Source organism: Nonomuraea sp. JJY05, from assembly GCF_043496855.1.
Taxonomy (GTDB): Bacteria; Actinomycetota; Actinomycetes; order Streptosporangiales; family Streptosporangiaceae; genus Nonomuraea.
Genome location: NZ_JBIEIS010000020.1, coordinates 73,310 through 91,040, shown reverse-complemented (window position 1 = coordinate 91,040; position 17,731 = coordinate 73,310). Strand labels below are relative to the sequence as shown.

At 70.9% G+C, this 17,731-nt stretch carries 15 protein-coding genes; 7 read left to right on the top strand and 8 right to left on the bottom strand.

Annotation, left to right across the window (positions count from 1 at the left end; translation table 11 throughout):
* Positions 1-73: 73 nt before the first annotated feature.
* The 3 genes from ACFKCF_RS30165 (at position 74) to ACFKCF_RS30155 (ending at position 3,966) form a co-directional block, all read left to right on the top strand.
* Positions 74-2,308, top strand: coding sequence for a molybdopterin cofactor-binding domain-containing protein (locus ACFKCF_RS30165; protein WP_394498644.1), 2,235 nt, complete (start codon positions 74-76; stop codon positions 2,306-2,308).
* Positions 2,292-2,525, top strand: a complete 234-nt coding sequence (locus ACFKCF_RS30160; RefSeq protein ID WP_350728693.1) for an EF-hand domain-containing protein — start codon at positions 2,292-2,294, stop codon at positions 2,523-2,525. The genes ACFKCF_RS30165 and ACFKCF_RS30160 overlap by 17 nt, the downstream gene beginning before the upstream one ends.
* A 61-nt stretch (positions 2,526-2,586) precedes the next feature.
* Positions 2,587-3,966: an NCS2 family permease gene (locus tag ACFKCF_RS30155; protein WP_394498643.1), complete on the top strand. Its 1,380-nt coding sequence runs from the start codon at positions 2,587-2,589 to the stop codon at positions 3,964-3,966.
* Here ACFKCF_RS30155 and ACFKCF_RS30150 read toward each other — a convergent pair.
* Complete coding sequence (locus tag ACFKCF_RS30150; protein ID WP_394498642.1) at positions 3,963-4,919, bottom strand: excalibur calcium-binding domain-containing protein; 957 nt, start codon at positions 4,917-4,919, stop codon at positions 3,963-3,965. The two genes, ACFKCF_RS30155 and ACFKCF_RS30150, sit on opposite strands and share 4 nt — an antisense overlap.
* A 148-nt stretch (positions 4,920-5,067) precedes the next feature.
* Between ACFKCF_RS30150 and ald the strand changes: the two genes are divergently transcribed.
* Positions 5,068-6,183, top strand: coding sequence for an alanine dehydrogenase (gene ald, locus ACFKCF_RS30145; protein WP_394498641.1), 1,116 nt, complete (start codon positions 5,068-5,070; stop codon positions 6,181-6,183).
* A gap of 76 nt (positions 6,184-6,259) precedes the next feature.
* Positions 6,260-6,760: an EF-hand domain-containing protein gene (locus ACFKCF_RS30140; RefSeq protein ID WP_394498640.1), complete on the top strand. Its 501-nt coding sequence runs from the start codon at positions 6,260-6,262 to the stop codon at positions 6,758-6,760.
* A 133-nt stretch (positions 6,761-6,893) separates the two neighbouring features.
* Here ACFKCF_RS30140 and ACFKCF_RS30135 read toward each other — a convergent pair whose 3' ends face one another.
* Positions 6,894-7,607 carry a DUF3105 domain-containing protein gene (locus ACFKCF_RS30135; protein WP_394498639.1) on the bottom strand — a complete coding sequence of 238 codons (714 nt, stop codon included), beginning with the start codon at positions 7,605-7,607 and terminating at the stop codon, positions 6,894-6,896.
* A 128-nt stretch (positions 7,608-7,735) separates the two neighbouring features.
* Between ACFKCF_RS30135 and ACFKCF_RS30130 the strand changes: the two genes are divergently transcribed.
* Both ACFKCF_RS30130 and ACFKCF_RS30125 read left to right on the top strand, forming a co-directional pair.
* Complete coding sequence (locus ACFKCF_RS30130) at positions 7,736-8,371, top strand: DUF305 domain-containing protein (RefSeq protein ID WP_394498638.1); 636 nt, start codon at positions 7,736-7,738, stop codon at positions 8,369-8,371.
* Between the two features lie 5 nt (positions 8,372-8,376).
* Complete coding sequence (locus tag ACFKCF_RS30125) at positions 8,377-9,861, top strand: phytoene desaturase family protein (RefSeq protein WP_394498637.1); 1,485 nt, start codon at positions 8,377-8,379, stop codon at positions 9,859-9,861.
* 88 nt (positions 9,862-9,949) lie between these two features.
* Here ACFKCF_RS30125 and ACFKCF_RS30120 read toward each other — a convergent pair whose 3' ends face one another.
* The 6 genes from ACFKCF_RS30120 to ACFKCF_RS30095 all read right to left on the bottom strand — a co-directional run bounded on the left by ACFKCF_RS30120 (position 9,950) and on the right by ACFKCF_RS30095 (position 17,675).
* Positions 9,950-11,008 carry a threonine aldolase family protein gene (locus ACFKCF_RS30120; RefSeq protein ID WP_394498636.1) on the bottom strand — a complete coding sequence of 353 codons (1,059 nt, stop codon included), beginning with the start codon at positions 11,006-11,008 and terminating at the stop codon, positions 9,950-9,952.
* A complete protein-coding gene (locus ACFKCF_RS30115) occupies positions 11,005-11,634 on the bottom strand; it encodes an SDR family NAD(P)-dependent oxidoreductase (RefSeq protein WP_364831965.1) in 630 nt (209 codons plus the stop codon). The genes ACFKCF_RS30120 and ACFKCF_RS30115 overlap by 4 nt, the downstream gene beginning before the upstream one ends.
* Positions 11,631-13,694 (bottom strand): DUF6421 family protein, encoded by a 2,064-nt coding sequence (locus tag ACFKCF_RS30110; protein WP_394498635.1) that lies wholly within the window; start codon positions 13,692-13,694, stop codon positions 11,631-11,633. The genes ACFKCF_RS30115 and ACFKCF_RS30110 overlap by 4 nt, the downstream gene beginning before the upstream one ends.
* A 70-nt stretch (positions 13,695-13,764) precedes the next feature.
* Positions 13,765-14,421, bottom strand: coding sequence for a response regulator transcription factor (locus ACFKCF_RS30105; RefSeq protein WP_185072735.1), 657 nt, complete (start codon positions 14,419-14,421; stop codon positions 13,765-13,767).
* Positions 14,422-14,502: 81 nt separating this feature from the next.
* A complete protein-coding gene (locus tag ACFKCF_RS30100) occupies positions 14,503-16,206 on the bottom strand; it encodes a serine/threonine protein kinase (protein ID WP_394498634.1) in 1,704 nt (567 codons plus the stop codon).
* Positions 16,206-17,675 carry a zinc ribbon domain-containing protein gene (locus ACFKCF_RS30095; protein WP_394498633.1) on the bottom strand — a complete coding sequence of 490 codons (1,470 nt, stop codon included), beginning with the start codon at positions 17,673-17,675 and terminating at the stop codon, positions 16,206-16,208. The genes ACFKCF_RS30100 and ACFKCF_RS30095 overlap by 1 nt, the downstream gene beginning before the upstream one ends.
* Between the last annotated feature and the right edge of the window lie 56 nt (positions 17,676-17,731).

The following is a 17,731-nucleotide window of genomic DNA, read 5'->3' as shown; positions in this document are numbered from 1 at the left end:
GAGGACAACCGCTGACCACGATTTCACGCGACGCGCATAGGACTCGGGGCGGCGGCGGTGCTCTACTCGGAGGATGACGGAGACCGCGTACACGACCCTGCACGGCACCGGGCAAGGGGCCGGAAACGGGGTGGGCGAGAGCGCGCGGCGGCCCGACGCGACGCTGAAGGTGACCGGCGAGTTCGCCTACGCCTCCGACCTGTGGCTGGACGGCATGGTGTGGGGCGCGACGCTGCGCAGCCCGCACCCGTCGGCCTGGATCCGCTCGATCGACGTGGGGCCCGCGCTGAAGATCCCAGGCGTGCTGACCGTGCTGACGCACGAGGACGTCCCGGGCGAGAAGTTCTACGGGCTCGACCACAAGGACCAGCCGGTGCTGGCCATCGACCAGGTTCGCTACCAGGGCGAGCCGGTGGCGGTGGTGGCCGCCGACCACCCCGAGACCGCGCGCCGGGCTGCGGCGGCCGTCGTGGTCGACTACGAGGTGCGCGAGGCCGTGACCGATCCCCGCCGGTCCCGGCGCTTCGTGCGGCACCAGCCGGTGCGGCGGGGCGACACGTTCGAGGCCGAGGTCGTGGTCACCGGCGAGTACGAGGTCGGCATGCAGGACCAGGCCTTCCTCGGCCCCGAGTCCGGCCTGGCGGTCCCGGCGGAGGACGGCGGCGTCGACCTCTACATCGCCACCCAGTGGCTGCACGTGGACCGCGACCAGCTCGCCCCCTGCCTCGGCCTGCCCCCGGACAAGGTGCGCCTGACGCTGTCCGGCGTCGGCGGCGCGTTCGGCGCCCGCGAGGACCTGTCGATGCAGGCGCACGCCTGCATGCTGGCGCTGCGGCTGAACCGGCCCGTGAAGATCGTGTACGGCCGGGAGGAGTCGTTCTTCGGTCACGTGCACCGCCACCCGGCCGTGATGCGCTACGAGCACGGCGCGACCCGCGACGGCAAGCTGGTCTACGTCAAGGCCGACATCCTGCTGGACGGCGGCGCGTACTGCTCCTCCTCCCCCGCCGTGGTCGGCAACGCCGCGTCGCTGGGCGTGGGGCCGTACGAGGTGGAGAACGTGCAGGTGGACGCCACCGGCGTCTACACCAACAACCCGCCCTGCGGCGCGATGCGCGGCTTCGGCGCGGTCCAGGCGTGCTACGCGTACGAGTCGCAGATGGACCGGCTGGCCGAGGCGTGCGGCCTGTCGCCGGTGGAGATCCGCGTGCGCAACGCCGTCTCCCAGGGCTCCCACCTCATCACCGGCCAGGTGATCGACTCCCCGGCCCCGCTCGCGGAGATGCTGCGCGACCTCGAGGCGATGCCACTGCCTGGGCCGCTCCCGGCGGAACCCCTCAGTGACCTGCGGTCGATGCCCGGAGGCGTGTCCCAGACCACGCACGGAGAGTCGGTGCGGCGTGGCGTCGGCTACGGCGTCGGCATCAAGAACATCTGCTTCTCCGAGGGCTTCGACGACTTCTCCACGGCCCGGGTCCGCGCCGAGCTGGTCGGCGGCGAGCCGCACGTCACCGTGCACACCGCCGCCGCCGAGGTGGGGCAGGGCCTGGTGACGATCCAGGCCCAGATCGCCCGCACCGAGCTGGGCATCGCGAACGTGACCGTGGCCACCGCCGACACCTCCGTCGGCTCGGCCGGCTCGTCGTCGGCCTCGCGCCAGTCGTACGTGACCGGTGGGGCGGTGCAGGCCGCCTGCGAGGCGGTGCGCAAGCGCTTCAACGGGCTGCCGCCGGAGGAGGCTTTGGAGAAGTTCGGGCCGATCGAGGAGACGCGCGAGTACCGGCACCGCCCCACGTACCCGATGGACCCGATCACGGGACAGGGCAGCTCGCACACCCAGCTCGCCCTGTGCGTGCACCGGGCGGTCGTGGACGTGGACGTGGAGCTGGGCCTGGTCAAGGTGGTCGAGCTGGCGGCCGTCCAGGACGTGGGCCGCATCCTGAACCCGCAGGCCCTCGAGGGCCAGATCCACGGCGGGTCCGCGCAGGGGCTCGGGCTGGCGCTCATGGAGGAGATCCAGGTCCGCGACGGCCGGGTGCTGAACCCGTCGTTCACGGACTATCTCATCCCCACAATCCTCGACATGCCGCCGATGCAAATGAAGATCCTGGAAAATCCGGATCCGGCGGCGCCGTACGGATTGCGCGGCGCGGGCGAGCCTCCGACGCTCTCCTCCACCCCCGCCGTCGCCGCCGCCGTGCGGGCGGCGACCGGGCTGCGGTTGACGCGGGTTCCGATCAGGCCAGAAGATATCGCGTTGTCTGATAGCGGATCGACAATGGGGGTAACCGATGGCAAGCGCTCGTGAAGCGGCCGAGGCGGAGTTCCGGCGCTTCGACACCGACGGCGACGGCCTGCTGACGGCCGACGAGATCCGCCGGGCCAACGAGGCGCTGGGCGGGCAGGGCGCGTCCGAGAGCGAGATCGAGGCGTTCATCAAGTCGGCCGACAGCGACGGCGACGGGACGATCGGGCTGGAGGAGTTCATGGGGCTCGTGGGTCACGGGCGCCACGAGAAGGCGTGATCTCTCCGGTCGCCGGGTAGCTATGCGCCATCCCCCTTGATCATGCGAAGGGGGATGGCGGGTGCTCGACCGGTTCTTCGAGCTCACCGGGCGGGGGACGACCGTCGGCCGCGAGGTGCGTGGCGGGGTCACCACGTTCGTGGCCATGGCCTACATCATCCTGCTCAACCCGATCATCCTGGCCGGCGCCACGGACGTCACGGGCGCCCGGCTCTCCATCGCCCAGCTCACCACCTCCACGGCGCTCGCCGCGGCCGTCTCCACGCTGCTGATGGCCTTCGTCGGCAACGCCCCCTTCGGCCTGGCCGCCGGGCTCGGGCTCAACGCGGTGGTGGCCTACCAGGCCGCCCCGCACATGACGTGGGCCCAGGCCATGGGCCTGGTGGTGCTGGAGGGCTCCGTCATCATCGTGCTGGCCGTGACGGGCCTGCGCACGCTGATCATGAACGCCATCCCGCTCGCCCTCAAACACGCCATCAGCGTGGGCATCGGGCTGTTCATCGCCCTGATCGGCCTGGTGGACGCCGGGTTCGTGACGCGCGGCACCGGCACGCCCGTGCAGCTCGGCGCCACGGGTCACCTCGTCGGCTGGCCGGTCGTCGTGTTCTGCTTCGGCCTGCTCCTGATGATCGTCCTGTTCGTCCGCAGGACCCCGGCCGCGATCCTGATCAGCATCGTCGTGACGGCGGCCCTGGCCGTCCTGGTCAACTCGGTCGCCAAGGTCCCGCCCCGGTCGTGGGGCGTGGTGACGCCGCGCGTGCCGGAGCGCCTGGTCGCGGCGCCGGACTTCGGGCTGGTGGGCGCGTTCGACCTGTTCGGCGGGTTCGGCAGGGCGGGGGCGCTGACGGCGGCCGTGGTGCTGTTCACGCTGGTGCTGTCGGGGTTCTTCGACGCCATGGGCACGATCATCGGCGTGAGCGACGAGGCCGGGATGGTGGACCAGCGGGGCCAGGTGCCCCGGCTGGGCCGCATCCTGACCGTGGACGGCGTGGCGGGCATGATCGGCGGCTCGGTGAGCTCCTCGGCCAACACCGTCTTCGTCGAGTCCGCCGCGGGCGTCGGCGAGGGCGCGCGGACCGGCCTGGCCAGCGTGGCGACCGGGGCGCTGCTGGGGCTGACCCTGCTGTTCACGCCGCTGGCCACGGTGGTGCCGGCCGCCGCTGCCGCACCCGCGCTGGTGCTGGTCGGGGCGCTGATGATGATGCAGAGCCGGAACGTGCCCTGGGACGACCTGGACGTGGCCATCCCGGCGTTCCTGACGATCGCGTTCATGCCGTTCACGTACTCGATCACGAACGGGGTGGGCGCGGGCGTGATCGCCTACACCCTCGTCAAGGCCGCCAGAGGGCGCTTCGCCGAGATCCCGTGGCTGCTCTGGATCGTCTCGCTGATCTTCGTGGCCTACTTCGCGATCGACGGGCTGGAGGAGCTGTTCGGCTAGCGCATGTCGCCGCTGTTGCAGGCCACGCCGTTGCCGTCGACGTCCACGTACCAGGAGTATTCCTCGTGGGTGCCCTTGTAGTAGGGGCCGTCCCCGGCGGCCACGGCCTCCTTGCAGCCGGCGTAACGCTTGTCGGGCGTGCGCCGGGGACCGGAGGCGGGGTTGGTGTTTCCGGGAGTGCCGGTGACGCCGGGGTTGCCGGTGGCGGGGTTGCCGGTGGCACCGGGGTTGGCCGGGTTGGTGGCGGTGCCGGGGGTGGTGTTCTGCTGGCCCGGAGGGTTCTGGTTGTTCTGTGTCGGGGTGCCGCCGGGCTGCTGCGGCTGCGAGGCCGGGTCCGAGGGCTGCGGGGACGCGCCCGGAGTGGTGCCCAGCAGGCGGGTCACCAGCGCGTCGGCCTCCGCCTTCTCGAAGCCCGAGATGCTCATGCTGTCGCCGTCCATGTACTGGGTGACGATGGGCGCGGCCAGGACGACCTTCGGCGCGTCAGGCTGCGCGGGGGCCAGCACGATGGCCACCTGCCGCTGATCGGGCACCAGCTCGTCGATGAGCTGCACCAGGCGCTCCTTGAACCGCGGGGCGATCGCGATGCGCACGGAGTATTGGCCGTCCTTCTCGCGCACCGGCTCGATCCGCTGCACGGCGTCGACCGTGACGCCGTCCTCCAGGAGGTAGCAGTTCTTCTGCTCCGCGTCGAGCACGGCCTCCACGCCGGGGCACGGCGCGGCCTTGGTCTCCCGGACGGGGGCGAAGTGGATGGGCACGGCCAGCTGCTGCGCCGGCGCTCCGCCTAAAAGCGGCGTGTCAGGATTTTTGGTCATCAGGACGGCGATCGAGCCGACCACGCCCGCGACCAGCACGACGAGCACGAGCGAGACGATCAGCAAGATGGTGGTGGCCTTGCTGGCCGTCGGCTCCCCGGGGTCCGCGGGTGGCGGCTCTTCCGGCTTGTCCATCTATGGCGATCCCATCCTGACGTTCGGACTGCCGGTGAGCCTATCGAGGTACGGCAGCACCGGGGTAATCAGCCCGATAATCCTCACCTATTCGGGGGAGAGAGGAAGAATGGAGGCGTAAGCGCACAAGAGCGAGAAGAGTTCGCCCATGAAAGTCGGTGTTCCGCAAGAGCTCAAGAACAGCGAATATCGGGTGGCCCTTACCCCGGCCGGAGTTCACGAGTTCGTGCGCCACGGCCATCGGGTCTTCGTGGAACAGGGGGCCGGCGTCGGCTCCGCGATCCCCGACGACGACTTCGCCGCGGCCGGAGCCGTCATGGTCCCGGACGCCGACGAGGTCTGGTCGGCCGCCGACATGGTCATGAAGGTCAAGGAGCCGGTGCCGGAGGAGTACCACCGGCTGCGCAAGGGGCAGGTGCTGTTCACGTACCTGCACCTGGCCGCGTCCAGGCCCTGCACGCAGGCCCTGCTCGACTCCGGCTGCACCGCCGTCGCCTATGAGACCGTCCAGACGGCCAACAGGGCGCTGCCGCTGCTCGCGCCCATGTCCGAGGTGGCGGGCAGGCTCGCGCCGCAGGTGGGCGCGTATCACCTGATGCGCTCGGGAGGCGGCAGGGGCGTGCTGATGGGCGGCGTCTCCGGCGTGCGCGCCGCGCAGGTCGTGGTCATCGGCGCCGGCGTGTCCGGCATGAACGCCGCCGCCATCGCGCTCGGCATGCAGGCCGAGGTGCTGCTGCTCGACAACAACATCGACAAGCTGCGCCAGGCCGACCTGATCTACCAGGGCCACTGCCAGACCGTCGCCTCCAACACGCTGGAGATCGAGCAGGCGGTGCTGGAGGCCGACCTGGTCATCGGCGCGGTGCTGGTGCCCGGCGCGAAGGCGCCGACGCTGGTGAGCAACGACCTGGTGAGCCGGATGAAGCCGGGCTCGGTGCTGGTGGACATCGCGATCGACCAGGGCGGCTGCTTCGAGGACTCCCGTCCTACGACGCACGAGCGGCCCACGTACCGGGTGCACGACTCGCTCTTCTACTGCGTGGCCAACATGCCCGGGGCGGTGCCGCACACCTCGACGTTCGCGCTGACGAACGTGACGCTGCCGTACGCGCTGGCCATCGCCGACCTGGGCTGGAAGCGGGCCATGCGCGAGGATCCGGCGCTCGCGCTGGGCCTGAGCACCCACGACGGCCAGCTGACCAGCCGTCCGGTGGCCGAGGCGCACGGTCTGGAGTGGAAGCCCATCGAACACGCTCTTTCGTGAGCCTTCTGTCCATCACATCCGGTGCGAGTTACGCTGAGTAGCGATAGACTACTTAGAGTAATTGATCGGAGTCATCATGGCGCAGAAGAGCAGCTTCCGGGAGAGCGCGGAGCGCAACTTCAAGGACCTGGACGCCGACGGCGACGGCTTCCTGACCAGATACGACTACCTGGCGCTGGCCCAGCGGCGGCTGGAGCAGACCGGCGTGCGCGCGGACTCGCCCGAGGCCGAGGCGGTCGTCAACGCGTTCCTGAACGCCTGGGACACCCACGCCAGGGCCCTCGACACCGACCGCGACGGGCAGATCAGCAAGGAGGAGTACGTCAAGTCCTTCGAGTCGCTGGTACGCACGGGCGCCCTCGAAGCCGTGCTCGCGCCGATCACCCGGGCCACCTTCGCCGTCGCCGACCGAGACGGCGACGGCTGGATCACGATGGAGGATTTCCGCACCGTCTGGAACCGCGCGGACACCGACCTCGCCACGGCCTTCTCCCGGGTGGACGCCGACGGCGACGGCCGCATCTCCTTCGAGGAGTACGCCCGCGCCCGCCAGGGCCTGCTCATCGACGGGGTCTAGCACCCCCGTCACGGGCGTCGGCCGGAGTGCCCACACCCACGAGGGGGCGGCCACACCGCCGAAGGGGTCACGCATCCGCCCCTCCGGCGTGCTGCCACTCCTCGCTCCGGCCGATGCCCACCGGCCGCGCGGGCTACTTCTGCGACTGGCTGGGCGACGGCGAGATGGTCTCCATCGGCGGCTGCTGCTGGTTGCCCTTCGGCTCCGGCGGCAGCGGCGCCTGGTCGGCCGTCGTCGTGATGGCGTCCTCGCCGCCGCACGTGGCGCCCGGCTCCGGGGTGTCCTTACCGTTCTGGAACTTCTTGATGAACGCCCCCAGCTTGGGGTCGGCGGGGTCGTTCAGCTTGAGCTGGTGCCCCCACGACGACGCGACCACCGGCGAGGGCAGGTTGGGGTACGGGCTGACCAGCATGTAGTCCTGCTGGCCCATGGACGTCGCCACTTCCTTCAGCTTGTCGATCTGCGCCTTGGGCAGGTCGGGCCGGTAGGTGATCCAGACGGCCCCGTGCTCAAGGGAGTGCACGGCGTGCTCGTTGTGGATGGGCTTGTCGTAGATCGAGCACGCCTGCCAGTAGTTGTTGTGCTGGCCGCCCACCGGAGGGTTCTCCTTGTAGGTGACGGCGTTCCACACGTGCTGCCCGGCCTCGTACTTGTAGCTGGCCACGGCGTCCAGCGAGGTCTCGCGGGCCTGCTTGACCAGGTAGAAGCCGACCACGCCGACGAGCACCACGATGATCAGACCGCCCGTCCCCCACATGAGCAGCGCGGCGCGGCGTTGTTTGCGCTTCTGCTCGGCCCGCATCTTCGCAAGATGCTCGCGCCTCGCCTGCGCCTTCTCCTTCGTCATCGTTCCTCCATCGGCGTACCAACTCCGGTCACCCTATTGCCTCCCGGCGTATGCGGAGAATAAGGCGCTTATAAGCGTCCGATCACGACGCCCGCGGTGGGTACGCTGGACGGGCCATGGAAAAACCCGTGAGTAAACCCATCCTGATCGTCTGCGGCGTGCTGGTGCTCGCCCTGGCCGCATTTTTCCTGTTCGGCCGCGACGGCACGCCCGGTGACACCTCGCCCGAGGCCGGATTCGCCCGCGACATGGCGACGCACCACGCCCAGGCCGTGGACATGTCCTTCATCGTCAGGGACAAGGGCCCGGCCAAGGAGATCAGAAACCTGGCGTTCGACATCATCAACACCCAGGCCAACCAGCGTGGCATGTTCCTGGGCTGGCTGCAGCAGTGGGGTCTCGACCAGGCGACCGACCAGAAGCCGATGGCCTGGATGAGCGGCCACGGCCACGGCGGCGCCGCGACGCCCGCCGACGGGGCCGCGCCCGGCTCCATGCCCGGCATGGCCACGCCGCAGGAGCTGACCCAGCTCAAGCAGGCGCAGGGCACGCAGGCCGAGGTGCTGTTCCTGCAGCTGATGATCCGCCACCACGAGGGGGGTGTGCAGATGGCCGAGGGCCTGCTCAAGCTGTCCACGCGCGCCGAGGTCGTCAGCATGGCACAGAAGATCGTCCAGGGGCAGAGCGGGGAGATCAAGCTCATGACGGAGCTGCTCAAGCAGCGGGGCGCGCAGCCCTACCCGTCGATCCTCAAGCCCCAGTAAGGCCCATGGACGCCGACGCGGTCGTGGTGGGCTCCGGGCCCAACGGGCTCGTCGCCGCCGTCATGCTGGCCCGGGCCGGGCGCAGGGTGCTGCTGCTGGAGGCCGCCGACCGGTTCGGCGGCGGGCTCCGGTCCGGCGAGCTGACGCTGCCGGGGCGGGTGCACGACCTGTGCGCGACGGTGATGGCGATGGCCGTGGCCTCTCCCGCGTTCCGGGCGCTGGATCTTCCGGGTGTGGAGTTCGCGCATCCCCCGGTGCCGGTGGCCCATCCGCTCGACGGTCGTCCCGCCGTACTCGTGCACCGCGACGCCCACCGCACCGCCCAGGGGCTGGGGCGCGACGCGGGCGCGTGGCTGGCGACCGTGGGCGCGGCGGCCCGCGCCGGGTTCCCGCTGGTGGACCTGCTCCTCAAACCGCTCGGCCCATGGCGGGCCACAGCGACGGGGCCGGGCAGGCAGGGAGCGAGGCTGGGCTCGCAGGGCGTGGAGCCGGGCTCGCAGGGGGTGGGGCCGCGCGCGTTCGCGCAGGCGGCCCGGTTCGGGATGGCGGCGGCCCTGCCCGCCACGACGTTCGCCCGGCGGGTGTTCCGGACCGTGGAGGGGCGGGCGCTCATCGCGGGCATGGCCGCCCACTCCGTACAGGACCTGCGCGCGCCCATCACCGCCGGATACGGGCTGATGCTGGCCGCCCTGGCCCACCTGGCGGGCTGGCCGCTGGTGCGGGGCGGGTCGCAGGTGCTGGCCGACGCGCTGGTGGCCGAGCTCAGGTCGCTGGGCGGGGAGGCGGTCACCGGCCACCGCGTGCGCCGGCTGTCGGAGCTGTCCGCGCCGACGGTGGTGCTGGACGTCTCGCCCCGGCAGTTCCTCGCGATGGCGGACCTCCCGGCGGGCTACCGGCGGCGGCTCGCCCGCTTCCGGCATGGTCCCGGCGTCTTCAAGATGGACTGGGCCCTGGACGGGCCGGTGCCGTGGCGGGACCCGGCGGTGGCGGGCGCGGGCACGGTGCACCTGGGCGGGACGCTGGAGGAGATCGCGCTGAGCGAGGCGGAGACGACCGCCGGCCGGCACTCGCCCCGGCCGTACGTGCTGGCGGTCCAGCCGTACGCGGCGGACCCGACGAGGGGCGGGCACACGTTCTGGGCCTACTGCCACGTGCCCGCCGGCTCGACCGTGGACATGACGGATGCCATCGAGACCCAGATCGAGCGGTACGCGCCCGGCTTCCGCGACCGCGTCCTGGCCCGCCACACGATGGGACCCGCCGACCTGGAGGCCGCCAACCCCAACCTGGTGGGGGGCGACATCACCGGCGGCCTCACCAGCCTGATCCAGTTCCTCCGCCGCCCGGTCTGGTCCCCGGCGCCGTGGCGCACCCCGCTGCCGGGCGTCTTCCTCTGCTCGGCCTCCACCCCGCCCGGCCCGTCGGTGCACGGGATGGGCGGCTGGCAGGCGGCCCGCCTCGCCCTGCAGACCGACCCGCACAAGCCGTAACGACCGCCGGCGTGGCGTCCCATGCCGGTGAAGTGCCATGGGAGGCCACGCGCACGCCCGCGCCACGTCCGCCGGGTGGCGCCAGGGGTCAGGTGCGGGTGGTGTGCATCTCGTCGGCCAGGGCGGCGGCGAAGGCGTCCACGTCGGCCTCCGTCGTGTCGAAGGCGCACATCCACCGCACCTCCCCCGTCGCCTCGTTCCACGTGTAGAACCGGAACCGCTTGGCCAGCCGCTCCGTCACGTCCCCGGGCAGGATCGCGAAGACGGCGTTCGCCTCCACCGGCCGGGTCAGCGTCACCCCCGGGATGCGGCTGACCGCGTCGGCCAGGCGCCGGCCCATGGCGTTGGCCTGGCGGGCGTTGCGCAGCCACAGGTCGCCCGACAGCAGCGCCTCGAACTGCGCCGACACGAAGCGCATCTTCGACGACAGCTGCATGAACGTCTTGCGGATGTAGTCGACCCCGCCGGCGGCGGCCGGGTTGAGGACGACGACCGCCTCGCCGTACAGCAGCCCGATCTTGGTGCCGCCGAAGGAGAGGACGTCCACGCCCACGTCCGTCGTGAGGGCCCGCAGCGGGACGTCGAGGGCCGCGGCGGCGTTGGTGAGGCGGGAGCCGTCGAGGTGGACGAGCAGCCCCAGGTCATGGGCGTGCGAGCAGATCGCCGCGATCTCCTCGGCCGTGTAGAGGGTGCCGAGCTCGGTGGTGTTGGAGATGGACACCACGCGCGGCTGCGCCCGGTGCACGTCGCCGAACCCCCACGCCTGCCGGTCGATCAGCTCCGGCGTGAGCTTGCCGTCGGGCGTGGGCACGGTGAGCAGCTTGATGCCGCCCACCACCTCGGGCGCGCCGCCCTCGTCGGTGTTGATGTGGGCGCTCTCCGCGCAGATGACCGCCTCCCAGTGGGCGGTCATCGAACGCAGGGAGACGACGTTGGCGGCCGTGCCGTTGAAGACCGGCCAGGCCTGCGCCTGTTCGCCGAAGTGCCGCTTGAAGACCTCCGCCATGGCCTCGGTGTAGACGTCCTCGCCGTAGGCGGTCTGGTGGCCGCCGTTGGCGGCGGCGATGGCCTGGAGGATCTCGGGGTGCACCCCGGCGTAGTTGTCGCTGGCGAACGCCTTGAGCCGGGGGTCGTGCCGGGAAGTCACGCAGTAAGGTCCAATCGGGTGCCGTTGACCTCGGCGGCGGGGCGGTCGTAGAGGCCGCCGATGGCCGCCGCGAGGTCGTGTACGTCGGTGAAGCCGGGAAACTTCGCGTCGGGCTTCTCGGCCCGCATGGCGTCGTTCACCAGGGCCTTGACCACCAGGATGGTGGCCGCGCTGCCGGTGCCGGAGAGCGCGTCGGCGAGGGAGAGCGTCCACGCCTCCGCCGCCGCCTTGGCCGCCGCGTAGGCGGCGCCCCCGGCGGAGGGCCGCTCGGCCGCCTTGGCCGAGACGATCACGAAGCGGCCGTTGTCGCTGTCCCGCAGCAGCGGCTCGAAGGCCAGCGACACGTTCTGGAGCGTGCGGATCAGCAGGTCGTGCAGGAGGTCCCAGTCGTCGAGGCTGGTCTCGGCGAACGAGCCGGCGCCGCGCCAGCCGCCGACCAGGTGCACCACGCCGTCCACATGGCCGTGCTCGCGCTCGATCCGGTCAGCCAGGCCCTGTACGGCGGTGCGGTCGAGGAGGTCGACGTCCTCCTTGTCCACCCCGATCACCGTGTGACCATTTTTCCGGAAATATCCTGACACGGCCTCGCCGGTCGGCCCTCCAGCACCCGTCACCAGAATGATCATGCGCGCAGTCCCTTAGTAGATTCGACCACTTCGGCCAGCTTACGGCGCAGTGCCTCGTAGAACATGCTCAGCGGGAACTCGTCCGCCAGCACGGCGTCCACCTTGGCCTTCTGCTCCTCCGGCAGCGCCTGGACGCCCTTGGCCCAGACGGAGCCGGGGTGCGGCGCCACGTACGCCCTCACCAGCTCGTACGCCGCCAGCCAGTGCGCCAGCTTGGACCGGTCGATGCTGTCGCGATACAGCTTCTCGACCTCGCCCCGCAGGTCGGCGACCCCGTCCGCGACCCGCTCCCAGTCGATCGTGAGCCGGTTGTCCGTCCAGCGCACGATGTCGTTGCGGTGCAGGTAGGCGAAGAGCAGCTGCCCGCCGAGCCCGTCGTAGTTCCGCACCCGCTCCCCGGTGATCGGGAACCTGAACAGCCGGTCGAACAGGATCGCCACCTGCACGTACCGCGCGTGCGGCACACCCTGCGACTCCAGCTTGACGGCCTCGCCGAACGCGGTCAGGTCGCAGCGCAGCTCCTCCAGCGAGTACAACCAGTACGGCATCCGCTGCTTGATCATGAACGGGTCGAACGGCAGGTCGCCGTGGCTGTGGGTGCGGTCGTGGACCAGGTCCCAGAGCACGAACGTGTCCTGCGCGAGCCGCTGGGAGTCCAGCAGCCTGGCGGCGTCCGGCGGCAGGTCGAGCTTGAGCGTCTCGGCGGCGGCCTGCGACACCCGCCGGAACCTGGCGGCCTCGCGGTCGGCGAAGATCCCGCCCCAGGTGAAGCGGGCCGGGGCCTGCCGCACCGCGACCGTCTCGGGGAACAGCACGGCGGAGTGGGTGTCGTAGCCGGAGGTGAAGTCCTCGAACGCGATCGGCACGAACATCGGGTTGTCGTAGCCGCCCGCCTCCAGCTCGGCCAGCCAGTCCGGCCAGATCGTCCGGATCCAGACGGCCTCCAGGTTGCGGGCGGGGTTGCCGTTCTGGGTGTACATGGGGAAGACCACGACGTGCTCCAGCCCGTCCTCGCGCTGGGTGTCGGGGTGGAACAGGTCGAGCGAGTCGAGGAAGTCGGGCACGCCGAGGTCCTGATCGGCCCACTTCGCCAGGTCGTCCCGGACGGCCTGGAGATACGCGGCGTCATGGGGGAAATATGGCGATATTTCGCCCAGGCGCGCCTCGATCTCGGCCACCAGCGCCTTCGCCCGTTCCTTCTCCTCCGGCACCGAGCCGTCCTTGACCTGCAGCGGCCGCAGCTCCTCGACGGCCGCCTTGAGCCGGGCGAACACGGCCGCCCTGGCCTCGTCGCGCGACCCGGCGGCGGCGCCGGCGTCGGGGACGCGGGCGGCCCAGGTGATCACGTTGCCCCAGAGGCGCCGGTGGTCGTAGTCCTCGATGGAGTCGTCGCCGAAGAGGTCGGAGTCGGCGAACGCGACCACGCGCCCCTTGCCGTACCGGACGGCGACGGCCAGCGGCGCGCCCGCCGGGTCGGCGGTCGGCGAGGTCGCGAACAGGACCTCGCCCTCACCCGCGACCGTGAGGACGCCGGTGCGGTAGAAGCAGGCCGTGCGGACCCCGGCGAGCAGGCCGGAGGTGGTCGCGGGCTCGGCGAGCACCCAGGTGGCCACGTCCCGGTGCGCGTGCTTGGGGTCGCGCACGGTGGTGTGCGCCACGCCCACCCCGAAGCGCCCGAGCAGCTCACGCAGGTTGTTGCCGTACTTGTCCTGCTCCTCCTCGGCCAGCACCACCAGCCCGCCGCCGCCGGCGACGAAGGACTCGATCGCGTCCAGCTCGGCGGCGGTGAAGACGGGGCTGCCCTGCCCGGTGGTACGTTCCCACCGCTCTCCGGACGGGTGCGCGATCACCAGGACGTCCTGCTCGGCGAGCGCCTCGGGCGTGAGCGCGCCGGAGGTATGGGCACCGACCGTGTGCCCCAGGTGCCGCAGCAGCCCGGCCGCGCGGGCGTAGCTGTTGTCGTCGGGATGGGCGGGGTTGATGGCCTCGGCCACCTCGCGCCGGACGGTCCACGACTCGCTGTGAGCCTCGTCGAACAGCACCCGAGGAAACGCTTGCATGAAATATCTCCTGTATCTACCGCCTTATGGCGGAAAATATACACAAGACACCCCATGTCCCGCCAAACCCTTAGGCGGCACCCGGCCGGACCACCCCGGTCTCGTACGCGAAAACCACGGCCTGCGCCCGGTCCCGCAGCGAAAGTTTCATCAGCACCCGCGCCACGTGCGTCTTGACCGTGGCCTCCCCCACGTACAGCTCCCCGGCGATCTCCGCGTTGGTGAGGCCGCGCGCCAGCAGCCGCAGCACCTCCAGCTCGCGCGGCGTCAGCTCGGCCAGCCGGGGCGAGGGCGTGGGCTCGGCCCGGCCCGCGAACGTGGCGATCACCCGGCTCGTCACGGCCGGGTCGAGCAGCGCGTCACCGGCGTGCACCACCCTGATCGCCTCCAGGAGCTGCTCCGGCGGCGACACCTTCAGCAGGAAGCCGCTGGTGCCGGCGCGCAGGGCGGCGTAGAGGTTCTCGTCGGTGTCGAACGTGGTCAGCGTGATGACCTTGGGCGGCGACGGGTCGTCCAGCAGTTCCTTGGCCGCGGCCAGCCCGTCGAGCCGGGGCATCGAGATGTCCATGAGCACGATGTCCGGCCGCGTACGCCTGACCACGGCGACGGCCTCGCGCCCGTCGGACGCCTCGCCGACCACCTCCATGCCGGGGTCGCTGTCCACGACCATGCGCAGCCCGGCCCTGACCATCGCCTGATCGTCGGCGATGACTATGCGAATGCCCACAAGCCGGAGGGTAGACGCCGGGCCCCCACCTTGAACACCGCTTGAACACCCAGGCCAAGCCGCACGCAAGTGAGTCACAAGTCACGACACGTGGACGCTCTGCCGGATGCGGGTCTGGGTGGCGTCGTCGCAGGTGGTCTTGGCGCAGAAGTACATCACGAGCATCGTCTTGGGCTGGCGGTCGATCACGTAGCTGACGAAGCCCAGCCTGGTGCCGGTCCCGGGGTCGTGCAGGGAGCCGTCGAAGCGGGTGGCGGGACTGCTGCCGGCCTGGTCGGGCACCGGTTTGCCGACGTCGACCTGGCCGGGCAGCAGGGCCTCCATCTTGGCCTTCATCTGCTCGGAGTTGCCGCTGGCGTCGAGGGTGTCGGAGACCTGGACGTAGACGCCCGAGGCGGCGTCGGGGTCGTCCTCGACGACCTGGGAGATCGCCGTCCAGTCCGCGCCGGGGCCGGCCACGAACAGGGACTCGAACTCCTGGGCGTGCGGCGAGACCACCGCGAACAGGTCCTGGTGGGTGCGCACGGTCCAGTCGCCCGGGTACTCGAACGTGAGCGGCGCGGCGGCGCTGGTCTTGTAGTGGGACCAGGTGTCGCCGCGGTGGTTCATGATGATCATGGCCACGAGCGCGAGGGCCGCCACGGCGGCGACCAGCGTGGTGGCCACGATCGGGATGCGTCCGGGGCGTGTCTTTGGCGCGGTCGGATGGGTGGGCGGCGCGGGTGCCCGGTCCGACCCGATCGGCGCGAACGGGGGCCCCGAAAGGGGGCCCGGTATGGGCCCCGGGATGGGTGCGGCGTGCGGGCCGGAGGTCGGGCCGGTCGTGGGGCCCGTCGTCGGTCCCGCCACGGGGGCGGGGTACGGCGCCGGGTGCGGCCCGGAGCTGGGGCCCTGGCGGGGCACGAAGTGGGGCCCGCCGGCCGGGCCGCTCATGGGATCGGACTGGTGCCCGCTGATCGCGTCACGCAGCGCGGTCACGAACTCCGTACAGGTGGCGTAGCGCTGCTCGGGCGCCTTGGCCAGCGCCCGCATCATCACGGCGTCGATCTGCGCGGGCAGGTCGGGCCTGAGCTGCGACAGCGGCGTCGGCTGCTCGGCCAGGTGGGCCCAGAGCAGCGCGATGTCGTTCTCGCGCTGGAACGGCAGCCGCGCCGACAGCCCCTCGTAGACCACGCAGGCCAGCGCGTACTGGTCGCAGCGGCCGTCGATGTGCTCCTTGTTGATCTGCTCGGGCGACATGTAGCGGGGCGTGCCGATGAACTGGTCGGTCTGGGTCAGCCCGGAGATCGACGAGCGGTGCTTGGTGATGCCGAAGTCGGTCAGGTAGACGTGGTCGCCGGCCAGCAGGATGTTGGCCGGTTTGACGTCGCGGTGGATCAGGTCGTGCGCGTGCGCGGCGTCGAGGGCGGCGGCGACCTGGGCGAAGATCTGGTTCGCCTGGCCGATCGGCAGCGGTCCGCGGTCGTAGATGAGCCGGCGCAGGTCGAGCCCGTCGACGTAGCGCATGGCGATGTAGAGGACGCCGTCGGCGTCGGCGTTGGCCTCGTAGATCGGGATGATGTTGGGGTGCTCGATGCTGGCGACCGTTCTGGACTCCAGGATGAACCGTTGCCTGAACCGGTCGTCGACGCTGAGCACCGGGTTGAGGATCTTCAGCGCCACCCGGCGGCTCAACCTGGGGTCGAGCGCAAGGTAGACCACGGCCATGCCGCCCTTGCCGACGATGTCCTCGATGTAGTACCCGGCCACCTCCTGGCCGATGAGCGATCTTTCGTTCAATGGCATCACGTCTCGATGGGGTGGCCGCAGTAGCCGCAGAAGCGATGCGCGGGCCCGAGTCGCATGCCGCACGAGGTGCAGTACTTGATCGCCGGGTTCGGCGCGGTCATCACCTGCTGCTGTTGCTGCGGAACCATGGGGAACGCCTGTGACCGCCGTACGACCACGGTCTGGTTGGCCCCGTCGTCGAGCGGTGGTGCCGCCGCCGCCAGTGGCTCTGGTGGCTCCGGCACCTTTTCAGGAGCACGGCGGCGCCACAGCAGATACGCTCCGCCCGCGGCCGCCATGAAAAGGACTCCCGCCGCCACGATGAACGGCCACAACGGGGTCGACCGGGTGGCCGGGCTCGCCAGCTGTTTCGTGCCCTGGTCCTCCGGCCCGCCCCGTTTCTCCAGCGAGGTCTTCAGCAGCTTGGCGGCGACCACGTTGCCCGGATAGAGCTCGAGCACGCGCTGGAAGCCGGGCGCGGCCTCGGTGTAGTACTTGGTGTGGTAGCGGGTCAGCGCCGCCTCGAACGCCGTGTCGATCGCGCCTCTGCGCGGCACCACCTTGGCGGCGGCCAGGATGCCGTTGATCTCCCTGACGCCGATCATCTTGCCCTCTTTGCCGCCGCCCACCAGCAGGCCGATGACGTGGCCGTTCTTGTCGCCGATCACGGGGGCGCCGATGAGTCCCTGGTCGGCCAGACCGCCCAGCTTGACCGGCTCGTCCACCTTCTTCTCCGGGTCGGCGAACGGCCTGCCGGTGTCGCCGCCCACGCCGCCCTTGGCCAGGTGGGCGATCTCGACGGTCTCCAGGACCTTCGGGCCCGGCCGGCCGAGGAAGCCCGCCACGTTGGTGGGCGAGCCCTGCTGGTCGGGCACCTTGTCGGCGAGCGGCGCGGTGGGCATGCCGACGCCTCCGGTCACGGGGGTCACCGGCACCAGCACCGCGGGGCTGTCGGGCGTCGGGCCGGCCTTGATGCACTTGACCTTGATGCCGTTGGGGCTCGGCGGCGACACGTTAGGGAAGGCCGTGATCTCGGTGGTCACGTTGATGATGCAGGTGGCGGTGTCGGTCTTCGGCGGATAGCACTCCGCCAGGTGGTGGTCGAGGAGGTCGTCCTTGAGCTTGTGCTTCTTGTAGTCGAGGGGGATCTTCACCTTGTGGTGCTCGGCGAAGACCTTGTTCGCCGCGTAGATCGCGACGTCGTTGGGGTTCACGGCCAGGCGTCTGAGTGCCACGATCGTGCCGTCGGGGTTGACGACGGTGCCCGTGCCCGTGGCGAACGGGATGTCGTAGGACCGCTCCACATGTTTGAGCTCGCCGATGTGGTCGAGCAGGGTGATCTCCACATGGGACACGGCTTCGAGCCGCACCACGGCGGGGGTCACCAGGTCGGTGATCCCGCTCGGGTGTTCGTGAGCCGCGACCGGCATCGCGATCAGCACCAGTGCCGCCGCGACGCCACCGGCAAGAGCTGTGAGGCGCGCCATCTCCGCTCCCAACGCAGGTCTAGGACCAGGGTCCCAATCACATGCTGTAAGTCAAT

What these genes read in the sequence shown, in the direction of transcription:
- ACFKCF_RS30095 (WP_394498633.1), bottom strand. Translation starts at nt 17,675, where the DNA reads ATGGCGCGCCTCACAGCTCTTGCCGGTGGCGTCGCGGCGGCACTGGTG.
- ACFKCF_RS30115 (WP_364831965.1), bottom strand. Translation starts at nt 11,634, where the DNA reads ATGATCATTCTGGTGACGGGTGCTGGAGGGCCGACCGGCGAGGCCGTG.
- ACFKCF_RS30150 (WP_394498642.1), bottom strand. Translation starts at nt 4,919, where the DNA reads ATGGACAAGCCGGAAGAGCCGCCACCCGCGGACCCCGGGGAGCCGACG.
- ACFKCF_RS30125 (WP_394498637.1), top strand. Translation starts at nt 8,377, where the DNA reads ATGGACGCCGACGCGGTCGTGGTGGGCTCCGGGCCCAACGGGCTCGTC.
- ACFKCF_RS30110 (WP_394498635.1), bottom strand. Translation starts at nt 13,694, where the DNA reads ATGCAAGCGTTTCCTCGGGTGCTGTTCGACGAGGCTCACAGCGAGTCG.
- ald (WP_394498641.1), top strand. Translation starts at nt 5,068, where the DNA reads ATGAAAGTCGGTGTTCCGCAAGAGCTCAAGAACAGCGAATATCGGGTG.
- ACFKCF_RS30100 (WP_394498634.1), bottom strand. Translation starts at nt 16,206, where the DNA reads ATGCCATTGAACGAAAGATCGCTCATCGGCCAGGAGGTGGCCGGGTAC.
- ACFKCF_RS30165 (WP_394498644.1), top strand. Translation starts at nt 74, where the DNA reads ATGACGGAGACCGCGTACACGACCCTGCACGGCACCGGGCAAGGGGCC.
- ACFKCF_RS30140 (WP_394498640.1), top strand. Translation starts at nt 6,260, where the DNA reads ATGGCGCAGAAGAGCAGCTTCCGGGAGAGCGCGGAGCGCAACTTCAAG.
- ACFKCF_RS30160 (WP_350728693.1), top strand. Translation starts at nt 2,292, where the DNA reads ATGGCAAGCGCTCGTGAAGCGGCCGAGGCGGAGTTCCGGCGCTTCGAC.
- ACFKCF_RS30135 (WP_394498639.1), bottom strand. Translation starts at nt 7,607, where the DNA reads ATGACGAAGGAGAAGGCGCAGGCGAGGCGCGAGCATCTTGCGAAGATG.